Source organism: Bradyrhizobium sp. USDA 376 (assembly GCF_054063675.1).
Map to the genome: position 1 here is coordinate 131,508 of NZ_JBSSGN010000001.1, position 23,758 is coordinate 155,265.

At 61.8% G+C, this 23,758-nt stretch carries 11 protein-coding genes; 6 read left to right on the forward strand and 5 right to left on the reverse strand.

Translation table 11 applies throughout. From position 1 onward, the window contains the following. The first annotated feature begins 107 nt into the window (after positions 1–107). The 6 genes from ACVJ19_RS00605 (at position 108) to ACVJ19_RS00630 (ending at position 5,357) form a co-directional block, all read left to right on the forward strand. Positions 108–416: a hypothetical protein gene (locus ACVJ19_RS00605; RefSeq protein ID WP_028160486.1), complete on the forward strand. Its 309-nt coding sequence runs from the start codon at positions 108–110 to the stop codon at positions 414–416. A gap of 389 nt (positions 417–805) precedes the next feature. Beyond that, complete coding sequence (locus ACVJ19_RS00610) at positions 806–1,204, forward strand: hypothetical protein (RefSeq protein WP_028160485.1); 399 nt, start codon at positions 806–808, stop codon at positions 1,202–1,204. A 25-nt stretch (positions 1,205–1,229) separates the two neighbouring features. Next, entirely contained in the window at positions 1,230–2,645 is a 1,416-nt protein-coding gene (locus tag ACVJ19_RS00615; RefSeq protein ID WP_035711445.1) for a hypothetical protein, read from the forward strand. A gap of 742 nt (positions 2,646–3,387) precedes the next feature. Continuing rightward, positions 3,388–3,510 carry a hypothetical protein gene (locus tag ACVJ19_RS00620; protein ID WP_306330604.1) on the forward strand — a complete coding sequence of 41 codons (123 nt, stop codon included), beginning with the start codon at positions 3,388–3,390 and terminating at the stop codon, positions 3,508–3,510. Positions 3,511–3,774: 264 nt separating this feature from the next. After that, on the forward strand, positions 3,775–4,068 hold the full coding sequence (locus tag ACVJ19_RS00625; protein ID WP_035711448.1) for a helix-turn-helix domain-containing protein: 294 nt from the start codon (positions 3,775–3,777) through the stop codon (positions 4,066–4,068). A gap of 20 nt (positions 4,069–4,088) precedes the next feature. Then, entirely contained in the window at positions 4,089–5,357 is a 1,269-nt protein-coding gene (locus ACVJ19_RS00630) for a type II toxin-antitoxin system HipA family toxin (protein WP_453955054.1), read from the forward strand. A 713-nt stretch (positions 5,358–6,070) separates the two neighbouring features. Here the strand turns inward: ACVJ19_RS00630 and ACVJ19_RS00635 are convergent. The 5 genes from ACVJ19_RS00635 to ACVJ19_RS00655 form a co-directional block, all read right to left on the reverse strand. After that, positions 6,071–8,872: a trypsin-like peptidase domain-containing protein gene (locus ACVJ19_RS00635; protein WP_453947797.1), complete on the reverse strand. Its 2,802-nt coding sequence runs from the start codon at positions 8,870–8,872 to the stop codon at positions 6,071–6,073. Between the two features lie 60 nt (positions 8,873–8,932). Further along, the gene (locus ACVJ19_RS00640) at positions 8,933–9,955 is read right to left on the reverse strand and encodes a hypothetical protein (RefSeq protein ID WP_148311847.1); all 1,023 of its coding nucleotides are present in this window, start codon (positions 9,953–9,955) and stop codon (positions 8,933–8,935) included. 324 nt (positions 9,956–10,279) lie between these two features. After that, a complete protein-coding gene (locus tag ACVJ19_RS00645) occupies positions 10,280–11,587 on the reverse strand; it encodes a DUF6973 domain-containing protein (RefSeq protein ID WP_028143544.1) in 1,308 nt (435 codons plus the stop codon). Between the two features lie 18 nt (positions 11,588–11,605). Then, positions 11,606–21,529 (reverse strand): hypothetical protein, encoded by a 9,924-nt coding sequence (locus ACVJ19_RS00650; protein ID WP_453947798.1) that lies wholly within the window; start codon positions 21,527–21,529, stop codon positions 11,606–11,608. Then, positions 21,523–23,631, reverse strand: a complete 2,109-nt coding sequence (locus tag ACVJ19_RS00655) for a hypothetical protein (RefSeq protein WP_456739345.1) — start codon at positions 23,629–23,631, stop codon at positions 21,523–21,525. The genes ACVJ19_RS00650 and ACVJ19_RS00655 overlap by 7 nt, the downstream gene beginning before the upstream one ends. Positions 23,632–23,758: the final 127 nt, after the last annotated feature.

Below are 23,758 nucleotides of genomic sequence, written 5' to 3' on the forward strand. Positions count from 1 at the left end.
GAGCTTCGCTGAGGCCGATGACGCCTGCAATAGTATGCTCAATTACCTGAGAGACTGAACTGATTCCTGGTCGCGGAAAATGGAAGCATCTTAAAGATGCTGCAGTCGTGCCGGGTGCTACCCAGGATGTTCACCGGGTCGAGACGTACTTTGTAGCGATTGAGATTATCGCGGCCGATTTCAGCGGGCGCTACACGTTCTATCCGTCGGACGGGCTTGCTCCAAATCGAGCTCATGTGGATTATCTTGAAGATCATCTGCCGTCCCTGACGCCGCTCGGAGCAAACATGTTCGTCGAAGGCTCGACAGATTTGTTCGCATTTCCCAATCCGGTAGCTAAGCCGTACCACAGGATCGTGATCCACGAGACGCCCCTAGCGAACGGCTGGGCCCTACCGGATCTATTCACGAAATGATCAGCACGATCCGTACACGGTTGCGAGCCAGAACAGCTTGATGACAAGGGCGGGACAGGTCGTAACGCCGTAGTCCCAATGACTTCACTGATTTTGCCGTCCTGCCACGCCTGTTTGCGGCGGCCGCCGTAGTAATGCTGCCAGATCTCGCCGAAGCGACCGGCCGGGGAGCGGGCTTGGGCCTTGACGGGCAGCGACCAGAGCCGCGCTCTGGAGCTATCCGGTTGGCATAGCCCTTTTTCGTCAACGATTCAGCCTGCGCGTTATTTCTTTCGACTATTCGTGCCGACCGGGGGACTAACCTACGAGAGTGGCTAGACGATCATTGATACCGGTTACTGCCTAACCCGGCGCGCCCCTGCTCCAACCTGAATACGGAGTACAGACAAATGCAAAATGCTAAGACGGCACAATTTGAGCAAGAGGTACTTAACTCGCTTCAGTCCATGGAGCTCGAGCTGGCGCTCCGGGGCAGCATGAACGCGCTACCTGAACAGCCAGTCGACACGAACCCGGAGAGAGCCGAACAGCAATCTGCGTTGAACGAGGCTGTGTCTCTCGTAAAGAGACGAGATGTGCTGGAGAGGATTTGCCCCGGCCTTCAGTCCGTCGCAGGCGACGCGCAAGCTCTCGCCAAATGGATTACGCCGGTTCTCCTTCCGATGGCGATTGCAGGCACTGTCCCCCTGAGTCCGCTAGTCTTTGCGGGCGTCGCGGTACTCTTCTTCCGGGTAGGCGTGGCGACGCTCTGCAAAGGGTGCGTTCCAGCCAAGGACAAAAGCGACTGATCTGCCCGGGACCGGAAAGAAAGTGATGACGCCACAACAACTCCTAGCCGAGCTGCAGAAAACGACCGAGTTGCTGGACTGGATACTGAAGCTCGTGCCGCCGTGCGGCGGTGGGTCGAATCTATTGTGGGCGCCGCCGGATCTGGAAGCACAATTCAAGGTCCTAGGCATCGCGGATGGGACGTTTATCGATCGCTACTCCTCGTTTCTGAAGCGGACAGACTGGGTGCACAACGCCTTCGAGGACTTGATTTCGAAGTCTCCGGCTCTCCGCCAAATCTGCCGAGCGGACGCGGGGATCGCGTCCGGAACCGTCAACGACGCAGAATTCAACGGACACGTCTACTCCTTCAGGTCATCACAAGGACTCGGCTACGTGATCGCGTTGCCGATGGGTGCGATGCCGTTAATCTCGAGCGGTGCCGAAATGCTCATGCTGCCCGCGGACACAAGTCTATGCGAGACGCTCGGAAACGCATTGACCAAAAAGGGGCTTGGAAAGGATTCAGAGCCGTGGCTGCTGCGGCTAAGGCGTCGGCTGGTCCGCTTCTCCAGCCGGCCCTACCTCGCCAAGCGGTGTTCTAAGCAGATCGGCTGGCAGTTCGGAATGATGATCCACCGGTACGTTCACCTCGGAACAGCTGACACGCCGGACGTGATCAGGGAACTTGGAGCAATTCCACTTGTCACCGACGTCCGGCGTTGGGGGCACCCACTTGAGGCTGGGAGCAACCTTAGATTTTTCGCAATCCAGTTCCTTCTCCTGCATGAGTGCGGGCATGTGGCGGCTGGAGACCTGTCCACAACAGATACAAGTCACTTCGAGATGGAATTCGCTGCTGATGGTTTCGCGTTTCGGGAATTGATCGGCTCTGCCGATGGAGATGATGTGGCTATATCGGGCACTCTGGGGGCGTGGCTGATCCTGACGTTGGCTGCATGGATTGAGGATCTGTCCCAAGAGACCGCGCCTCGATCACATCCACCGGCAAGGGAACGCCTCGAACGTCTCCGCGCCTACTTGCGGTCTCGAGAGCAGGAACAGCCGTCGATGACGCGCGCCCTGGAAGTTTTCGACGCCATGGCGAGTATGCAGAAACGGCTTTTTGAGGAAGCGAAGTCAGCTGGCGTCCTCACCATGGAGTTTCCGCTGTCGCGGTTTCTAAGCATGTGCGCACAGACCGGCCGGCATGAGATGTTCTACGACCAGCTGCCGCGATGGCTACTATTTGGCGCGCCTTCACGCCTCTGCCGGGAGTTGGCCCGCCTGCGCGTCTGCATGGAGCGAAGGATTGAGAGCGATCAGCAGGATGGCCGCGCAAAAGAGCAGTTGGGGCTAATAAACTGGGTGTTCGATGCGGCTCTGGCCGCGCCGAGCAACTTCTTGTCCAGAAAACTTCAGGCCTTTTATGCGAGAGCGCGAGCGGCGACCGATAGTTGACTGTCTGCTTTTCGGCGCTCGTCGGGATGCTCGATACCTGATACCGGAGGACGCCTGCGTTCAACGCGCGGCTGGCGCTCTACTTCCAGCCTTCTCGATCACGTCGCAGTGGCGGTGCTGTTTGGATGATACCGCCTCCTGACTTCGAAATCGCGGTTGAGGTCGAGGACGTCAAAAGCAACGCGGTCGGTGCGGCCTGCGTAACAGCCGCGAACGACCCCACGTCTTAAAGAACTCACGCTCTTGTCCGGCCTTTGACGCTGCAGCACCGAAGCGTTCGAGCAACAGTCTCAGAGCACTTTGCTCCAGCGCACGATTGCTAATTTGCGTCGCCTGCACGATTCAGGCCTGCTCTCTCCAAGCCAAACAGAATATAGAGGGAGGGTGAGAATCGTACGGCGGGGGTCACTGTTGCGTTGCTGCTGATTGCCCTAGGATCCGAAGCCTTCGCTTCGGGGCCGTGTTCGAGCACAAGGCATGGGGTTGCTCGGCCACCGAGGTGGAACGGCGCCACCATGGATTCGCGGGAGCCCAACTCGGATCCCTGTTGAACGGTGCCGGCTTCTTTCACCATGCGCACAGGGCCGACGACTGTCACGCCCTCATCAAGATCCTGACTACCATCCGCAGGCGCGCCGGCGCTTGCGGTGCTGCTAGAGCAAGCCCGAAAGAGAACGGTAAGGCTGTGGGCCGAGCAGTCGCCGTTCGATCTGAAGGATGTCCTGAAACGTCGCGGCTACAGATGGAGCGACGGCAGCCCAGATCCTGGTACATCGACGTCGGCGAGGCGGCTGTCAACGACGAGATCGCTTTCCTCAAGGCGGAGATCTACCTGCGCGAGATCGCCCTCGCCTGCAGACGTTGACCGCCTTTATCCGTTTTTCACCGTGGGCATAGAAACGTGCCCCCGGGTACTTCACCGGGGCCGCGGCACGGTGGTCATGCGGCGGACCCGCAACCAAGGCGGCGAAGTCGTTCAGGCTGATCGCGGGCGAGCGAGCGAGCGCCGATCGCACCCATATGAGTTTTATGGCCTATTCTAAGATATTATGTAAAACTAATATCCTTTTGATATCGCGTAAAAATCATATTCGGCCTATATATCTTAAATCTCATACGGGATGACGGCATGATTTTGAAGACAATCAGTGACTTAGGACTGGCCGTCCGGGAAGCCCGCCGTCGGCGGAAGCTGACCCAGAAGCAACTCGCCCAGACGCTGGGGACCACCCAAGAGTGGATCTCGCAGTTCGAGACCGGCCGCCTGGAGAATCCGAGCCTCGGAACGGTGCTAAAGGCCTTCGCCGCGCTGGGGATCGACCTGAACATCGACAGTGTGCCGGGATCTCTACGGAACAACGACTTGGATACCGGTGATCTGGCGCTCGACGAGCCGAGCTTTCTCAAGGGACGGCGGCGATGAGCAAATTCATGAACGTCCTGATGGGCGGCGTCCCGATCGGCCGTCTCGAGCAGATGGATACCGGCGTCCTGGCCATCGAGTACGCCGATGGTTGGCTCGCGGCCGACAGGGTTCAAATTCCGCTTTCGATGTCCCTGCCTCTCGCCGCCAAGAAGCACTCCGGCGCGAAGGTGGCCAACTATCTCTGGAATCTGCTTCCGGACAGCGACCAGACCCTGCAGAAATGGGGACAGATCTACGGCGTGTCGCCGAACAGCGCGTTCGCTCTGCTGTCGAAGGTCGGAGAGGATTGCGCCGGCGCGATCCAGATCGTCACCGACGAGTGGATGGCCGCCAATGCGGATTCGCCTGGGGAGGTTCAGTGGATCGACGAGGCGGAGGTCGCGAACCGCCTCAAGCGCCTGCGCGAGGAGAGGACCTGGACGGGACGTCGCGACGGCGACCGGGGGCATTTCAGTCTCGCCGGCGCGCAGCCGAAGATGGCCTTACTGTTCGACGGAAAGCGATGGGGCGTACCGAGCGGCCGCCGGGCGACCACGCACATCCTCAAGCCGCCGATGCCTCACCTGCGAGGCACGACCGAGAACGAGTACGCGTGCCTGCGCCTCGCGAACCACCTCGGGATCACGGCGGCCGAAGCTAAGGTCGGGAAGTTTGGCGAAGAGGTCGCGATCGTCGTCACCCGGTACGACCGCGAGATCGACAAGGATGGCGTCGTCAGACGATTCCACCAGGAAGACATGTGCCAGGCGCTCGGCGTGCATCCCGCCGTCAAGTACCAGAGCGAGGGCGGACCCTCGATCGAGCAGATCACCAACGACGTGCTGCGCTATGCTACCGATCCGGAGGCGGACAAGGCGGCGTTCGCTGACATGATCGCCTTCAGCTTCCTGGTGCTCGGTACCGACGCGCACGCGAAGAACTTCTCAGTCATCCACCTCCCGGGCCGGCGGATGTTTCTTGCGCCACTCTACGACGTCCTGAGCCTCGTGCCTTACGACAACGACGAACATGAGCGGCGACGCCTGCGCATGGCGATGAAGATCGGCGGCTATTACAAGTTCTCAGAAGTCCTGCCGCGGCATTGGAGACGCCAGGGGGAACTGATGAAAATGGATCCCGACGAGATGATCGCGCGATTGGTGGCGCTCGGCGAGAAGATTCCCGACGCGCTCAGCGACGTCGTGAAGGAGGCGAGGGTCGAGGGCCTGAAAGAACCGGTGCTTGACACGGTGCTGGACGGAATCTCGGCGCGCGGCAAAGCGATTGTGCAGCAATACTCGGCGTGAACGCGCCGCGCTCGGGATCGTCGATGAGATAGGCGTGACGCCGACGGACGCCGTCGGCGCCCGTTCCGACGCTCAAATCCGATGACCAAAGTTTGGGTGAAGATTTGGAAGGCATCGAAGACACCGCCGGAAAAGGACGAGCTAATAAAATCGTTCGACCGCGAGGCAGACAATCAACTAAGAAAACAATTATCAAAAGACATAATATCGAAGGTGTACGATTGGCTCTCGCGCACGCCGAGATAGGACAGCCAGTGCCAATTGCCATCCCGACCGCTCAAGTTCTTCGATGTGGACACCGAAGAAGCTGAGGGTTGGCCGGCTCAAGCTTGATATTACACGCGCCATGTTGTCGCAGGGTGCTACTTTGCAGAGGGATTCGCGAGCGACCGGCCCGAGCTAACGAGCGGAACCCCCTGTAAGTGGATCACCAGATTCGGCGTCGGTAGTTACTTGCAACTGAAATCTCCGCGCCGTCCCGGTACATGTCGTGGTTTCCCGAAAACGTATAGACCTGCGCCCGTTTTCCAAGCTTTCCAAAGACGTCGTCCAAAATGGAGGAGAAGTTCGATTTGCACCCATCCGGGGGGCCCGGCTAATGGACAACCTAGATCGAAGACGGCCGACCTGTTATTGGCTGAAGGAGCACGGCAATTTCGATCTGCTCGATGTTGGCGGCAATGGGCAGTTGGACATGGCGGCTTGAGTCGCTCTCATTCATCCACCATTGCGAGATAGTCCGAGAGTCGCATCCGACGATAGCCGGGCCGCTGCGGCGCCTCGTCTCCCGGTGGAACCATCAGGACGCTCTCCTCGCCGCGCGGCCGTGGGACGAACTTTTTGGGCGGGACCGGGTCGGCGCGATCCCAGTCGATCTCAAACGCGTCCGCAAAGTACTTTGCAATTCCGGCGTGATCGAAGATCAGTGAAGCATCGCGGTTGGTCGATACCCCCATGCCACTCCAATTGTGACTCCCGATCAGGACGCGCTTGCCGTCGACGACCATACCCTTGGTATGATGGTTGGGGATTTGCTTGAGACGCGAGTCGATGTCGACCCCCTTCGACTTAAAATACCAGGCAGAGTGGGTGGGATCCGAGAACTTCTTGCTGCTGTCCGCGCGCAGGATCACGCGGGCATCGTCCAGCGAAACCAGCTTGTCGGTCAGTTCGCCGATCAGATCGTCGATGTAGCCGCGATGCTGCCGCGGGTTGCTCGGCATTCCGATATAGGGGATCTGGAAAACGAGGCTGCGCCTTGCGGAGCGGATCAGCTTCAAAACGGCCTCGCTGTACACTCCGCCTTCGCGGTCGGGCGTGAGCAGAGGGGCCGCGACAATGCTTTCGGTGATCTCCAGGGGCTTCTTCAGCCGCGCTGGCGGCCGGCGTTCGCGCGGCCGCTCGATGGCTTCGAAGACGGACTCCGGCACATCGACCAGCGGCTCGCGATCATCCGCTTTCACCGGCACTTCCTTGCCGCCAAGGTCATGCGACCGCCGCACATCCTGAAGGATGTGCTCGCGAAATCGCTCGGCTAGAGTTGGGCTTTGAACAATCACGTGCCACTCGCGATTGCCGGGCAGGTCCTCCTCCGTAGCCCTGTCGCGCTCGGATGGATCGATGATCGGCTGGCTCGACGAACTCTTCCAGTTGCCAGAGGACAGCCAGAACTTGTCATCGTTCCGGACGGTGACCTTGATGTGATAGGACTGCTGAACCAGGCCGGTTGTTCCGAGCGGAACGGCGATGCGCTTGAACTTGCCATCGCCGAACCGATCGGCCCACTTCTGAAAGATCGCCTCTGCATCGAATTCGGTAGTCTCGTCGTCAACGTCAGCGAACGTCTTGAAGTCGGCTGCCAGGATGATCTTCGTTCCGGCAGCGAGACGTTTTGCCATCAGGTCGCTAATGGCTGATGCACGAAATTCGTATATCGCCGAAACCCAGGAGCCTGCATCCTCGCTCATAAAGGCCTTCAGCTCATCGAAGCCGTATTCCGGGCTGACGTGCGCGCGCACCGTCATCAGTTCTTCGACCGGACTCAACTGGTATTTTGGATCGCGGCGGGCATCGTCGTCGTAAGCGTTCGGAGCCGCGGCGGCCTCGAGAGACATCAGGCCCTCGAGCTGCTCTTCGACCGTGGCCGGGGCGTATTGGACCTGATAGCCCTGGAACGAATGCGGTCCGTCCGCGCGCAGCCCCTCCAGCGCGCCTGGTTGCGCTGACACGGCGATGCAGGGCGTATCGCCGATGCGGCCGTCATCCTCAAGATAGCCGACGCGCGCTGCGAGCACGCCTTCCGGCTTCTGCTTCCAGAACGCCTCGGCGGCATGCTCGACCGACATCCCGACACGGGCCGCACCGGCCACAGTCGATATCGTGCCGAGGTCGACCGTGATGGTGACCGGCACCGTGACGCTCACCGTGCCCCGCCCGCCGGGGGCGGGCTGCGGCGCCTGTGCGATCGCCGGCCGGGACGCGATCACCAGAGGCAGGGTCCAGCGCTTTTTCGCTACGTAAAAGTTGAGCTGGCTGGCCGGGACCGCCAGGTTCGTCTCCTTATAGATGCCGGCGAAGTGCAGGCCGACGACTTCGCGGGTCTTGAAATCGACGACCACCGATCCGGAGTTGCCGCCCAGCGTCGTGCAATCATGCGTCGTGGCACCGGCACGCGGCGCCGTGATGTAGCCGGGGGCAAACCGCTTCACGTCATATATGCCACGATAGAGCCGCTGCATCAGCGCCTGATCGGAGATGCGCGATGGCGGTGCCTTGGCGGGGTAGCCGAGCGTGAAAACGGCGGTGTTTTCCAGAGCGTCGGATCCTGCGATCTTGAACGGCGGCAGTTCATCCCCGTGGCCAAGGGACGCAAGCCTCATGAAGGCGATGTCGTTCGGCCCATCATCCGGCTCGATGTAGAGCACTTCGGCAATCTGGCGGCGCAGCCCACCAGATGCCGCATCGCGAAAATGACCGGTATCCCAAACCGTGCTCATCGTCCCGCCGCCGGCGCCTTGACGGAACACAAAGCCCTGCCCTTGTCGCCGCGCGAAGACATTCGCCACGTGGCGGTTGGTCACGATAATTCCGGCATCGATCAACCAGCCTGTCCCCGCGAATGGCGCACCGCCCGGAAAGTCCACGAGGTCGATGCGGCCGACCCGGTCGACCAAGCCTTCCGGAACCGCGCGACTTTGCTTCGACAATTCGAACAGCGTCTGTGCCTCGACACCGATAAGCGACACATCCTCAAAATTGAGACCGGCTTCTCCATTTCGCTCGACGAAGAAAACCGGTCTCTCCTCAGACACGATCGTCTCCAGATCGGCGATCGGACTGCGTGTCAAAAGGTCAATCACATCACGCGGGCTTGGCGGCGCTTCCTCGAGGTTTGCCGTCTCGAGACCGGCCTTGTCCCTTATCCGTTTGGCGATGCTCTGCGCCGCGTCGGGATTGCGCGCGAGCAACCGTTTGACGAACTCGATCAGATCGCTTCGTTGGGATTTGTCGGCCATCGTTCGCGCTCCGCGGTTGCTGGAAAATGATTACGGCGTCGCCGGCGAACTTGTCGCCGGTCAAGCGACGCGCGCCGGAAAAAGTTGTTTGATCTTCTGATGAAACAAGTCGGCGAATTGCTCAAACCCCGCCTTCGCAGGATGGAGTTCGTTGTGCCAGGAGGACACCTGCGGCGCCAGCACACCTTGCGTCCTGACGACCGTCACCCGAGGACCGCTCAGCGACTCCAGCATCGCCTCAAACTGCCCGAGCATCTCGCTGACGACGGCTTGGCCCGACGCAATCGTCGGAAAGTTGCGCAGACCGAAGGTCGGCTTGAGCCACGGTCCGAATTTGCAGATGCCGCGGCCGTCGGGTATGGCGAAATCATAACCATGAAAGATGAGATGCGTGTCGGGGCTGCATTTGTCGCGGATTGCAATCAGATCCTCATATCCGGCGCGCACCAGCGCCAAGGCCGCAGCAAAGCGCGGCTGATTGACGTGCGCCGCTGGTGGCTGAGTCGGATTCCAGTCCTTGACCCAGAGCGCCATCGGATTGTCGACGATGTCGTTTCCACCTCCGGAAAACAGCAGCAGGTCCCAATCGCCGCCCGCGGGACTGCCGTTCGTCAATCGTTCGGTCAGGGTCGTGCGCTCCTCGACACCCAGCATGAAACGAACCTCATCGCCCGTCTTCGCCAGGTTGAGGATGGGCACGCCCAGCCGTCGCTCCAGTCGCGGAACGATGCCGCCGCCGAACAGCGGCACGGGATATTCGAACCACGAATCGCCTTCGGCGAGGATCTGCAGAGGCGCGAACGCCTCGCCGCGCTCGCCTGCCGCCTCGGCGCCGCCTTCCCCGCGTCCCGCTCGCGGCGGCAACGTGCCGCGGGCCTTCATGATTTTCATGACTGCCTGGTATTCGCGGGTCCGGCGAACGCGCTCGCTGCGCTGTTCGCGTCGCAGCTTTTCGCGCTCCTGGCCAATTGTCCTTAGCGAGGGCGACTGCGCTACCGCTGCCCGTGCGGTCTCGAGACCAGCCGCGCGTGGCCGCGCCGGCGCTGATACGCCGGCAAGCACGCGCGCTTCGTCCAGGGTCACGGGCCCGGCCGCGACCGCCGCCTCCCTTGCGCCAGATTGCGAGCCGGCCTTGCCCTTGCCGGACCGCGGCTTGACGGTGACCTTCCTGGTCCGCTTCTGCTTTGCCATACGCACAGCATGCTATCGTGATTGCAATACACATTCCGCACCCAGGGTCCCGCCATTCGCGCGGGCCCAGGCAGACAAAATAGGATCAACATACTACTTCAAGATGCATGAACGACCACCGCTCGTCAATGCGGCACTTGACTCAATCCAGGCAAGCGTACGCCTTGGCTCATATGGCTGCTTGAAATTCGAAATTCGGTCGACGCGGCGATCGAACTACAGCTTGTATTTGCCGTCCGAGTTTACCAGGACTCCGGCGCGCAAGACCCTGCACCTGCCGGTATCGACGCAGTCCTGCACCTTTTTCAAGACCTCATCGACCTTCATGCCGTCGCCCGCCTTGCGGCCGACCCCGTTGTTGAACAAGTCCATTTGCGTCGCGAGCGGCTTGCCGGGATTTCCGTCCTCATGCGTAGTCGCCCATTTCTCGGCCCAGACAACGCCCACGCCGCTGTCGGCCGCCATACGGGCGTTCCACAACGCATGACGAAAGGCATCGCCATTGTCGTCTTCGAGCGCCGTCGACTTGTAGCGGGCGAGAGCCTCGTTCACGGCAGTTTTCGCGTGTAACAGAACCAGAGCGCCGACGACGGGATTTTGCCTGAACAAATCCCATTCTGGGGCACTGAGAACACCTGAGGTGATCGGCAGCCCGCCGGATTCCTGACCAGACTTTTCATGTGCGAGCCTCTCCGCGGCCCGCTCGCGGCCCTCGGTCCAAAATCTTTCCGTCGGCTTCGGGGCCGCGGCCTCACCATTGATCTTGGCCTTCGGGACCGCTGCATTTCCGACCTGAGCCACCGCGCTCACGCCGAGCAAAGCCAACAGTTCGGCGGGAAGACCCGGAAGATGTCCGATAGGCTCGTTGCTGGCAGTTGCCACGACAAGCCGACCTACCGCGACCACATAGGCAACGAGAACCGCGGCTTGAAGCAGCAGTTGCTGCACGGCCGTCATATCGACGGTGTTCTGAACGCCAAACTGGCTATTGGTTGTAATGTCGGCAGGCTTCGCGTCATCGATCTCGATATTGCGGTACATCGACCCCTGGCGCCGGGGGTCCGGGGAGAGAGCGCTCTCGTGGGCACCTGCATCCTTTGGCGGGGTCGCGGCATGGATCGAATTAACCACGCCGTTTCCGACGAGGCCCCCGAGCACGACACCAGCGAGCGCCCAGATGCTTGCATCAATCTCAACGAAGGACTGCACCACGCCGCTTCCGCCCGCCTTCCACAAGGCAACGTTCCAGAACGAAATTGCGAGGAAGGCCGAAGAGAGGACGACAAACCACCCGAACGTAATGACGCGCTGCAGTGAGTAGCAATTGAACTCGTCGACCAGCGCGGTCTTCACGCCGGTGATGCCGCTTGCAAACATAAATACGCCGAGCAGACAGACACCCCCGACAACCAATCGCAGGTAGCTTGGCGTCGCCGCCTCCGCATATCCGAGCGAAACCGCGGAAGCCACGATGAATGCCAACATTGCCGCGGAAATACGCCACCACTTCGTTTGCAGATTCATTTCGTTAAACCCTTACCGTCAACCAGAAATCAACTTTGCGGGAAGGACGCAGCGCCGGATCCGGATGATCGGCCGGTTCGACGCAGCCTCGAATACACGAAGGTCAAAGACATAATTGCCGCCGGCTGCGGGCCGATAAGACCGGCGCCACGCCGCTACCGATTCGACAAACGGGCCGACCCAGCCCGCCCAGTCCCCGGTCCGAAGTCCGGAGCGCGCAAGGCCCGACACGTGCAGGCCGTCTCCCTTGATATCGACCTCTTCAGCAAGAAGCGGCTCGAAGGTGAGGAGCACATCCAATGAAAGTTCTCCGAGAATCGCGTCGTGGTCGGAAGCACTGCCACCGCGCGGCCCAAGCAGATCCTTCAGCATTGCGGCGAAGTGTTCGCCGAACGAGCGAGCTTGCGACGCCATCTCCACCTCGGCCACGGTGAGTATGGGCACCAGCGGAGCACCCGACGCAACGGTCGGAACCCGATAGACGAATTCCTTGGCGACAGGTTCCCCCCGGATTTCGGCATTACGTGTCAGATCCAGCTCCGTCTGCACGGAGCGATAGGCAAGAATGTCGAGATCCAACGCATCGAGCCGTCTCAGTCGCTTCGCCAGATCCCCCTCATTGAAGATCAGCGGACCGACATCGTCGGTCTTCGGATGGGCGGCGTCGGCCGGACAATAAAGCTCAAAGCTCCCGGGCCCGGGCAGACCGGCGCGGCTCTTATCACGCTTGATGACAAGACGGCGCCGGCCGTCAGCCATGACCTCCTCTGCAACATCGTAAACATCGAGACGCTCGACCAGCGCGGCCTCGGATTCGATAATCTGTTGCGACAATGCGCTTGCGAGGTCTTGCGCGCGTGCCGCGAGGAATTTGGCAGCAGCCTCGCCGGTCGCCTCCCTGCCGAGCTGTCGCAGAACGGGCTCGACCGCCTCGGCAAAGATCGCAAACGCCCTTGCTCGCAGCGCGTCCCGGGTAAGGCCGAGTAATGCTTCCGTGGGCAATGGGCCGGTTCCCGGATTGTAGCGGAGGGTCAATTTGAGTCGATCGCTTCCGCTGCCTTCGTAGCTCCACGTTCGCGAATGCCTCCAAAGCCGCGCATCGCCGATCGTGTTCGCCACCGTGTCTCTAATTGATTCAACCTCGATCGCGGGCGTCCGCGGATACCGCTTTCGCACGATCGGGATGTCCGCATCGGGCAGCTCATAGACCCGTGGTGTCGCGAGCTTGAGCCATGCGGTCGGCCGATAACGCCCCGGATCTCCCGGCACCACGGCCTCGAGTGCGGGTCGCGGCAATCGCTGCACGTGCGTCAGCCGATACCCGGCCGGCGAAGGAACGGTGTTCTTGTCGTAGTTCGGCGTCACGTCGGTTGTGACAAACAAGTGCCGTCTCCCGCTCGCCGGAGCTCCGATCTGCATCGCGGACGGCCGCATCGTGTACGGCACGACGCCGGTGTCACGCGACACGATGCTTCCATAGGCCTGCGGTCGCTTCTCCTCGTCATGCGGGACGGCAGCCTGATCCTCGTAATACGAGATCGTGTCGATTGCATCTGCAGCGGAGAGCCGCATCAGAACCCTGTCCTTCAAAATCGCGTTTGGAACGTTTCCGATGGCCGGCCGGCCATCGAGAACGGGGCGAAGATCTGCGACAAGTGACGCGGCAATCGACGCCTTGGCGATCAGGATCTGCTGCAGAGCGTCGCGGCCTCCTTGCGTGTCGGACAGTCTTTGCACGGCCGGAACATCGAGCACTTCGTCGTACAGCGTAAGCGCACGGGCAGCGGTTGCATCTGCATCGATCCGGTCGAAGCCAACCGACCGCACGGGCTTTTCGTCCCCGAACGTCGGCACGTCGGCAACGAAGCTGTGCAGGCCGGTTGAAATGGGTGGCAGTGCGAGGTCGTGGCGCACGGCGGTGGTGAAATGATTGGCCGGCGGAAGCACGTCTTGCCGCACCAGCCAGATCGCCCGCTCGACCAGCCCCGGGACGCTGCCATACCCCGTTGCGAGCAGGAACTGCGGCGCAAAGTGTGCCATGGAAGCCTCCAGTTCTTCCAGGGTGCGCCCAAAACCGGCGGGGAACGCCACGGTGTTTGCAGGCTTGGCAGAGCCGTCATGGCGCAGCGGCAGCGGCAACGGCACAACCACGCTCTTCACATCGGAAGGCTCAGTGCCATCCAGCCCATCCAGGCTGGTGCGCTCGACCCGAAGCGCCAATGCAAGCTCAGCGAACTCTCCATCCGAAACTTCGACATCAAATCCGAACACGACAGGATCGCGAGACAACAGCCGTTCGGCTTCCGTCCTGACCGTCGTCGCCGGAATTGTCCGCAAGTCTCTCACGCTCGTCATCGCACCGAACGCTGCGCTGGCAGCCTCCATGAACTTCCAGAGCTTCTCGACGTCGGGCCTCGCAAACGCGACCGACCGCTTCAGGGCACGAGTCTGCTCGCTCCCGCCATCGGTCAACGACACGCCGATGTGTTCGTCACGAAGCTGCAATGCCGCCTGGGCGTAGATGACCCTGGCGCGATCTGACATTTCAATCAGCGCCCGGTACTGGTCGTCGGTCAGGGGGCCTTCACCTTCCGGCACGATTGACGACGCAGAGCGGGGATCAAGCACCATGGCTACGTTGAGCCGGCCGGCAGTGCTGCCAGGCCACCATGCGAGCAGCAGCCCGGGCAAATCGTTCAGCGGGATCAGGCGATCGGAGTATCGGATTTTGATCGGGACGCTCGCGAGCGGCGGCCCCGACCAATCGTTGCCGTAGACGTCGCGCCATTGACCGGCGAGCTGCAGCGTCGTGCCTACGGCAGCATAGGGCGACCTCGCATTCATCAGCTTGGCGAACGGCAGGGCCAGCCGGTAGGTGAGCATCTCCGTCACGCCCTCGTCGTCGGTGTGCCCCACAGCGAGGCTCTCGGATATCGAGACCAGCTCGGCATTGTCATCCCTGACCGAATAGGCGAACATGGAGAAGCGCGCGGCGAACTGGTCCCAAAGCTCCTCGTTGAGACCGGTCGGAACGGCGGGCCGCTCCGGCCGCGTCACGATGATGGGCAAGACCCCGGCCGGAGCGATTGGTTCGCTGAGCTCCGCCCGCGCCAACGGGTTTTCGCTGTCGATCTGGAACGTGAACGAGTGACCATCCAGATAAGCCGCAGGATCGTCCTGGTCGGCAGGAACATCGAATACGACTGCGTTCGCGTATCCCGCGCTCTCCTCGGTCAGGTACAGGATCATCATTAGCTCGATCGGCGGCGTGCTTCCATCTCCCTCCGGGCGAGGCGGGACCTGCTGGATCGAACTGCCAGCCGTCGGCCAGCCGATACTCGTGCCGGCGCGGTTCGTGACGCCCGCGCGCCGCACGATTTCGACAAAAGCCTGAAGCTCGTCGATCGAAGCCACATAGGTCTCCGAGATAGCCGTTTCCGCGGCCAGCTCTGTCGCTCCGAAAGGCCTTGCTTCGGCCGACAGGTCACTCTGCACGACCACGGCCGAAGTCGCTGCACCAACCAGCGGCTCAAGCCCATCCGGCTTGACGTTGTAGAACTCGGCGCGTGCGATCCGTTGCGCGCCGCCGGCCTCCAGGTTGAGGGCATCCAGCCAAACGCGATCGCCTTCGGGCATACCGGCGATCTCGAAGCGATCGAGGACGGCAGCACCCGGGGCCGGTTTCACCAGTTGCAGCCGCAGCGTCACCGCGATGACGACGTGCGAGCCGATTTTTGCCGCGGCTTCCGGACGCGTCCGCTCGCCGATTCTGAAGGCACGGAGGGCTGGACGACTGACAAGGCCCTCGCTACGCGTCCTCGCCTGGTGACGAATGACCTCGGCCGGGAACGGGACCAGATGGGCACGGTTGCCACCGAGAACGCGGGGGCGCCCCACGGCGAAGTCGCGCGGCACCGTTCGAAACCTGTCGGCGGCGCTGATGCGCCCGCCAAGGTCGGTAAACAGGTGCGCACTGGCCGCGAACTGGACCAAGGCATCGCTCTCGACGCCGTCGATAGCAAAGGTGAGCGCCCCGCCACGCAGGAACGAATCTCCCGTCTCAACAACGAAGGCCGGCCGCGCAGCCGGGACGGCGGGGCGCCCGAGCGGATGTTGCAGCCAGGCGAGCTGGTAGAGACCATGATGCATTCCGGGCGCAAGGTTCGGAGGCAGGACGCCGGCGGGCGGCGAATCCGGGTCGGGGAGCCGCGGTCCATGCAAGAACAGGCGTGTCGCCATTGCGAGAACGCCGGAGCGAACCTCGTCCCGTTCCAGTTCGTCGAGCAGATCGCCCAGCCTGAAGGCATGAGGCGATCCATCCGCACGCGGCGCCGCGGTCCTGATCTTCTCCGCGGCGATGGCACAAAGGCGCGAGATCGAGCCGCGGATGATCAACCCGACATAGTCCTCGAACAGGACCTGCGCGATCGGGAGCCGCTGCGGCTCCGCCTCGGCGCCGAGCGACTCGGCAACTCGGGAAGGCGCAAGAGCGGCCATCTGACGCTGGAGTTCGGCGTCGATCTTTTCGCGGTAGGCATCGTTGACGACCTGCTTGTCGGCAAGGCGCGTCGTCGCCGGCCATTCCGACTCGGCGAATCCGCTCCGTGTGATCGTCGCGGTGGGCGGAAGCGGGAAGAACACGCCGCCGATCTGCGCGGCACCATCGACCGCGTCCGGCGCACGCGAGATCGTCGCGTCGACATTGGTCCGAAACAGCGCATCGATAAACAGGAAAGACGGTTGGCGCTTCCGACGCTCGGATGCGTGGGCGGTTCCGTCGAAGATCGTGTCGCCCGCAGCAACCCAAAGCGAAATTCTGTCGAGCGTGTCGAACGTGATCTCGTGATCGCGCAAGGCGACACCGGGGCTCCGGTTCGTGGTGTTTGCGATCGTCCAGGCCGCCATCAAGACAGCCAGGCTCGATCCGCCGACTGGATGCCCATCGGCCGTACTATCCGGAATGACGCCGAGAAAAACGGCGTTGGCGCGAACGGACGCGTCGGCTGCCGCTGCGAGCGTCATGTCCGGCATCAGATACACGGGCATCCGCCATGGCCCAAGATCCGGTGCGAGCCGCCAGTCTGCCGGATTGATGTTTTCGGTCCAGGCCGGCGGCTCCTTGAACACCAGACGCGGCCTGCCGGCTTCGGTCACGACAATCGACTCGGTGCCGGCACGCGGCTGGAACAGGTAGTACTGCGTGTTGCGGTCCGACCCGACGTAGACGGAATAGTCTACGGTCGTCGAGAAGCTGAAATGCAGACTGATCTCGATGGTCTTGCCGAACACCCTGAAGCGGGCGATCACGACCGAAATCCGCACGCTGACACCCGCCTCGATATAGAGGCGAATGCGGTGGTCCGTTTTCATATCGAAGCCGTAGGCAACCCATACGCGAATGGAGACTCCGGCCTTCACGATGCCGAAGTCGACATAGCCGTATATCTCGCCGAGTATGCCGACCTGCCCGCGGATCGCGACGAAGGTGGATGCTGCCTGCGTCCACTGGCGCACCTCCGGGCGAGCCGGATCGTGCCAGAGCACGCCATAGCCTCCCTCGATCTCGGCGAACACCGTGACCGACAGCCCGGCACGAAAGATACCCTTGTTGATCTCCTTGCCGAGGCCGACACGAAACGCCATGCCGACCTCGGTGACGGGCTTGTAGGTCAGAAGGCTATCATCGACGATCAATGCGCCCGATCCGCCGCCCTGGTGAAATCTAGGCTGTGGGATCAACCATGCAGCAGGCCCCGATACGCGGCGGAAGTAGAGCCCGCCAGATCCGATGAACGGGAATACCTGTACGCCGAAGGCGCGTCCATAATCCTTGTTGAAGGGATAACCGAGATCGACGGTGAAACCGCCGTCGGTATAGATCTCAAATGCGATCGCCGGAAGCGTGACACTGACGACGCCGAATTCCAGCTGACGCCAGGCCGGCGGCGCGACGATCTCGATCGAATAGACGCCGAGCTGTTCACTGAGCTTCCGATACAGCACATCCAACGAGAAGAGATAGTCGCTGGAACCGGGCGAAAGCGTGACACCGAAGCGAATGCCATAGATGTCGTCGTCGCGCATCGCAAGGCCGAGCTCAACGCGATCGGCAAATACTGCGGAGAAGCCGACGGACCAGCCTCGCGACGGGTCGAAGCGGATGTAGTCCCTCTCGATCGCGGTGGATATCTTGTCCAGCGCGGCCGCCTCGTTGTTTCCAGGATCCTGATCATACGGCGCTTTCGATGTCAGGGCCGTAAAGCGACCGACGACCTCCTTGGTGGTCCTGGGAGGAGGCAGGGTCGCCGGAAGCGGATCGACACGCTGCCCGAGCGCAATCGCCTTCAGATCGAACACGCCAATCTTGCCATCGATGGGCTTGCGGGCGGCGAACCAGCCGATGCCACTCGACGCCTGTCCGCTCCCCAGCGTCTTGGGGTCCACGAACAGGAACAGGGAGATGCCTGCCTCATCCTTCGGAAACTTGTATCCGAGAATTTCGAGCTGGGCGCCGATCGCATAGAGCAGCTTGATCTGCGATGAAGCGCCGCCCCCCGGCGGCCGGAACTGCTTGTCGAGAATCTTGAACCGTTCGGCCCGCAGCTTGATCACGCCTTCGATGCCGATGTCGAGCTTGCCATCGCTTTCCGGGAATTTGATGCCCAGCGCCCAGCGCGGAGCCCATCCGCCACCCGTCCTCACTCCGTCACTGAAGCCGAACAGCACCGACAGCTTGAATCCCTTCTTCGGCGCCAGCGAGCCGAGGAATCCGAGATCAAGATCGAACTCGAGACCAAAGCGGAAGCCGTCGGTCTCCGGAAAATTTCCGAATCCAAGATAGCCGAGATCGGGAAGTCTCAATCCCTTCCCGAACAGGTTCAGAGCCTTGAACTTCAATGGAAAGGAGGACCAGAATCCGCGGCCGGGCCGCTTGGCGGCGGAGCCGAACTGAAAGCGCAGCCGCCCCGGATTGAAGAACATTCGCAGGGCTCGCTCAATCGCGTGGCCGGGCAGGTTCGGAATCCTGAACCCCGTCGCAATGCCCATGTCGCTGAAATCGAGGGCCTCGATATCGATGACATCAAGCCCGCCCAGGGAGCCAAATTTGACCCTGCCGTCCAGAAGAAAGCGGGAGACGACCGATCTTGCATCCGCCCCGTCGGGTTTCGAATCGTCGGTCACATAAGCAATGCGATTGACGTCGACTATACGGATGATTGCATCTTCATCGCCCTCTTCAGGTGCAACCTGCCCCTCCTTTTTGGCGGCGTATCTGAAGCTTTGCTCGGGGTCGGTCTCATAGGTGTATACTTCACGCGTGGCTCCGCCTTCGCGTATCCGCTCGTAGCGTCCGACCAAAGACAGAATGGAGTCACCCTTTCTCTGCCAGGCCGTGCTCCCTCTCTTCTCCCATATGTCGCCGAACCCATGGAACAGACGTCCCAGGTAGAAGTCGATCTTGGCTTGAAACGTCGAAATTTCGCCGTTCGCAAAGCTGACGAGCAAGCGCCGGATCTTGAAGCCGTAAGAACCGTCGTGTTCGGGCTCTTCCTCATTTGCTAGGGCAGGTTTGATCGCCGAGCCGTCGTCCCGATAGTCGACCAGACCGGAAAGGCGCGATTTTGTGGACCCGCCCGAATTGCCGATACCCTTGAGTTCGATTGCAACATACTCGCCGCGCAGCCGGTCGAGATCCATGCCGCCGAGCAGACCCTGGACCTGCGCGGGGAGATCGCCGAGCCCCAGATCGCAATTGATGATGAGAACGCCGGCCCAGTTGCCGTCGTTGAGAATGCTCAGCAGTAGCTGGTATTGCCTGGCCGCAGCGGAGTCGGTGGCAGCGGCTTCTGTCTTCGCACGGTTGATGAAGGCCTTAAGGATATCACGCGCATTCGCGGTCGGATCCTCTTTTCCCTCGGGTCCCGGGCGCAGAAACTGATCCCTGCCCGACCAGGATGCCGGGTCATCGGCGAGTTCGATGATACTTCTGCTTTCATATCCCTTGATGATGAAAAGCGTCTCGGGGCGTAGTTTTTGACGGTCCGCGCGCCCTTCTGCGCCCGGAATGCCGACATCGAAAGGCCAGCCCCCGATTGCCAACCGGCTCTCGAGGGAGGTGCCACCTTGCGCCGTCACGTCGGGCATCTTGTTCGCGACCAGGAACAAGCGATTGCGGATCAATGCGTCGGCAACGGCCGGCAGCACCGGCCCCTTCCCTCCGCCCGGGGTCCGGCCGCGAACGGCAAATTGAAACTGCGCCGGCTGCCCCTTGGCGGTGCCAACCGAAACGGCAAAGACGATCGCCGCGATGCGCCCGTCCGGCAGGCGCTCGACCTCGAAGCCGAGCGGCGTCGTCGATCTGCTGATGACCGGATCGGTTTCGGTCGCGGGCGAACTCTCGGTGACAGTATATCCCTTTGGGGCCGCCAGCTTGCGGCGCTCATGCGCCAGCCTTTCTATGTCGAACGCCTGAGCGGACTTGCGCTTGTCCTGCTGAACGCCGCGCGGCGGCAGGACAGGCACAAAACCCGCCGGAATATTCGCGGCGTCCTGCCTCCCGACCGTCAGCTCGAGCGGCGCATGCTCGAGCACACCGCCATCCATCTTCAGGTTGCGGCCACTGGGTGGCTCGGCGATCATTCGCATGGTGCCGGAGGGATCGCCGCGGTGCACGCTCATCCACGACGTAACGCCGAGGCTGTCACCTTGCGCCGAGAGCGCGGGCATGTTCGTGGCTGCAGTGCTCTCGGCGGCTTCGGCAAACCCCTCCGGCGGGCGCTTGTCAATCGCGGGGCCGAGGTCGAACGTGACGAATATATCTCCGGACGCTTCAGTTCCGGAAGCTGAAGGCCCCAAAGTCTCGCTGGGCGCAAAACCAGGCAGCAGCCCGAGCAGCGCAAGGTCGAGCGCCGCACCGGCTTCGGTGCCTCCCGCAGGTGGCTTCACCTTTGCCTTGAAGGTCCCGCGCAACGACATCGTGTCGTCGTAGTCACTGGCACCTGCTTCAAGTTTCAGCGGCTGGCGCGTGAATACAAAAACCGGTCCCCGCTGCAGCGCCGGGGTCGGATGCGGCACGACTTCAACGTCGTGCCCGGGCGCTGTCGGGATCGCCAGGACGAGCGCTTCGGTGTCGGAGCGAGGCAATGGTTGGAGAAACGACCGGAGCTGGTCCAGCGGTGCAAACGGATCAAGCGAAAGCACGCATCGACCGCTTCTCGTGCCGGCCTCGCCGCCGTGCAGCACGGCAGCCTCTTCCGTAGAGGTCGCGGGCGATCCATCGTTCCGCTTCAGGTAAGTAAAGCGGTTGACGAGCCCCGCGCCGACGATCTCGTCGATCGACGTCGGCGTCAGGACATCGCTACTCGAGCTGAGGTGACCCTCGCCACGGAAACATCCGATCGCGGAAGCGTCCGTGAGATCGAGCTCCAATTGCATGATGGCGAAGGGCGAGCGGCTTGTGTCCAGTGCGCGCCGTCGACCGAAAACATGTCCGGATCCCTGGGGCGTGAATACCAGACCGATCGGGCCGGCCGAAAGCATCGATCGGTCGAGGTCAAGGACGTATTCCAGCAATCCTGTTGCCGGATCCTCGAGCTGGACCTGGTTAGCGCCGAGCGGAAAGGACCCGCTGCGCCCGCCTTTCAATACGAACAGCGGCACACCGCCGCCGGCGCGACCGAAAGCAATTCGCTCCGCTGTCTGGGCGAGCCCGATTGTTGCCTGCTCGGCCGCCCGATGATCGAGCCATGCAACGATCTCCGAAAGTCCGGCAAACGGTTGCGCTGACGGCAGCACCCAAAAGATGCCGTTGCGAACGACGCTGTCGTCCAAGGTCAACGACGGCTCCGACGCGACATCGTTGATAGGACGAAACAGGATTCTGGGGTTTACAGCATCGTTGGCAAAAATGGACGAAGTTCCACAACGGGAAAATGTCACCATGAAATGCGACTCCCTTCGGTCAACGGCAATCCGAGTAAACGACAATCCTTACGGTCAATAATCAGGGGGGCTGGAAGGCCACCGAGTTCAATCGTCACCGCCTTGCCGAGCCGTGCACCGGGCGGCCATTGATCGGTGGCGTCCTTGATCGGTTCGAAGCAGCCTTTTTGAATATCCGCCGGGAGGACATGTGCAAGGCGTGCTCCCAGCGGCACCTGACGATCCTGCCCGCCGATCTCGATCTTGACGTTCGGCGAATAGGTCAGGCCACCGAGGGCGACCGCACATGCAACCTGATATTCCGGCTTGCAAAGGACCGTTCGGTCGAATGCGGTCGTATGAGCGTCGGCTGTGAACTTGTCCAACGCGGCCAGATCCTGCGCCGCCACGATCAACGTGGCCGGATTTTGAGCTAGCGAGTCAGGCGCCTTGCTGAAATAAATGGCCGGGCTCGGAATAGTCGCTATGGTCTGGACCTGCCGCAAGTTTCTCGGGAGAAAAACCCGCACAACCCCTTGCTGGAGCAAATCCTCAAAGACGACATGGGACGCGAGGGCCCCGAGTTTAAGCGTGGTACCGGCCTCCACTGCAGCCCCGGCGGCGCTCTCGGCCTTGGCATTCTCGGCATTGGCGTTCTCCGCCTTGGCGCTCTCGGCCTCGGCGCTTTCCGCCCCGAGGCTGCTCGGCCGGTTAAGCCTGCCCGACAACATGTACGCCAAAAACAGGTCAGAGGCGGCGCGCCCGCGCGGCGCGGCCACCTTTCGCGGCCCAGGAACCAATGCGTAGGGATCAATCGGATCGGCCTGGGTGGCCAGATCCAGTGGCCCGCCGGGCTGCATCGTGCGCGACACCGGATCCACGCTGGTCGACTTGAAACGAAGCGACATCCCCGGGTGCAGATCGAAGAAATGGAAATTTCGATCCGCCCGATGCGTGTGTAGCATCATCCCGTCGATCGTCTTCGGCAGGCGCGAAACCACTTCAGATACGATCTGCCCGTTCAGGAGCTTGTGACTCTCGTCAACAAGTTTCGAAGCCGTTCGTCCTGCGGCGATGCTTGCGTAGCAATCGACGATCCGTTCCCAGGGCTTCGTGGCCGGATTCTCCACGGCGGGATTTCCGACGGAAGACGTAAGTTTTTGAGGTAGCGTCGCCAGATGCAGGGCGACGGCCCAGTATCCGGGGATCAGGTATGGCGTGCTCTCGGCCTTGGCGAGCCGAAGGACGATGCGTACCCCGTCGGTCGTGCGCGATCCGTTGAGGCGGCGAACCGGGACGACCTCGACCGAGCCGGACAAGTTCGGCTCGAACTGGTGAAGAGGGTATTTCGCCGAATCGACGCTGCCGCCAGGTCGAGCGAGCTCGACCCAAGGTGTCGATGGATACTCGAATTCGTCCGGCGGGCGGTTTGCGGGAGCCGCCGGCGCAGGCGCCGCGATCGGTGTCCGGCACGCCTTGCTGATCGCGTCAATCTTCAGGTCGCCCTCAGCGAGCGTGACGCGAAACGGACCATACGGCATGCTTCCCTCCGGAAACAGTCGAAGCGCCATATCGTCGGACTCGGGCGACGGAGCCGACGCGTGCGTCAGCGCCGCGGAAAGAATCTCGATCTCGACCCGACGATGGGACGGTTGCGGCGCCGGCTCGCCTGCAGCCTCGGTGGCCGGCCTGGCAGGATCCGCACAAGCGCCGCCTGCTCCTGAATTCGCCTTGGCCTGCCCGCGTCCTTCGATCTCGAGCGCGAGCGGCACGCCCGGCGCGCTTTGTCGCAACAGTGCGGCGATCGTCTGCGCACGCTGGAACGAAAGCTTCAGGTTGGAATCGTCCCCGCCCTCGCTGTCGGCGAAACCCGAAACGCGGACGAGCAGGCGCGAGTTCGACGGCCTGCCACTGTCACGATACGCCGCGAGGAGCAGGGCTCCCAGCTCCTTGATCTCGCGGATGATGGCAGCCGGCCGCTTCTTGTCGGACGACCAGGCATGGCCGCTCAACCTGCTCGCACCGCGGGGAAAGCAGATCAGAGGCTCGCGAATGACGATAGTGCCGCCGGTTTCGAAAGGACCGCCATTGATGAGCGCCAGTTTCTGATACAGCGCATTCACGCAGGTACCGTGTGCACCGCAGTTGTCTTCACGGACTGCGGCGGACGTTGCAGGAGTGGCGGTCGCAAGACAAAGGAGCGTCAACAGAGCGGCGCACGGCAGCCATGACGCCCGCCGACTCGTTCGG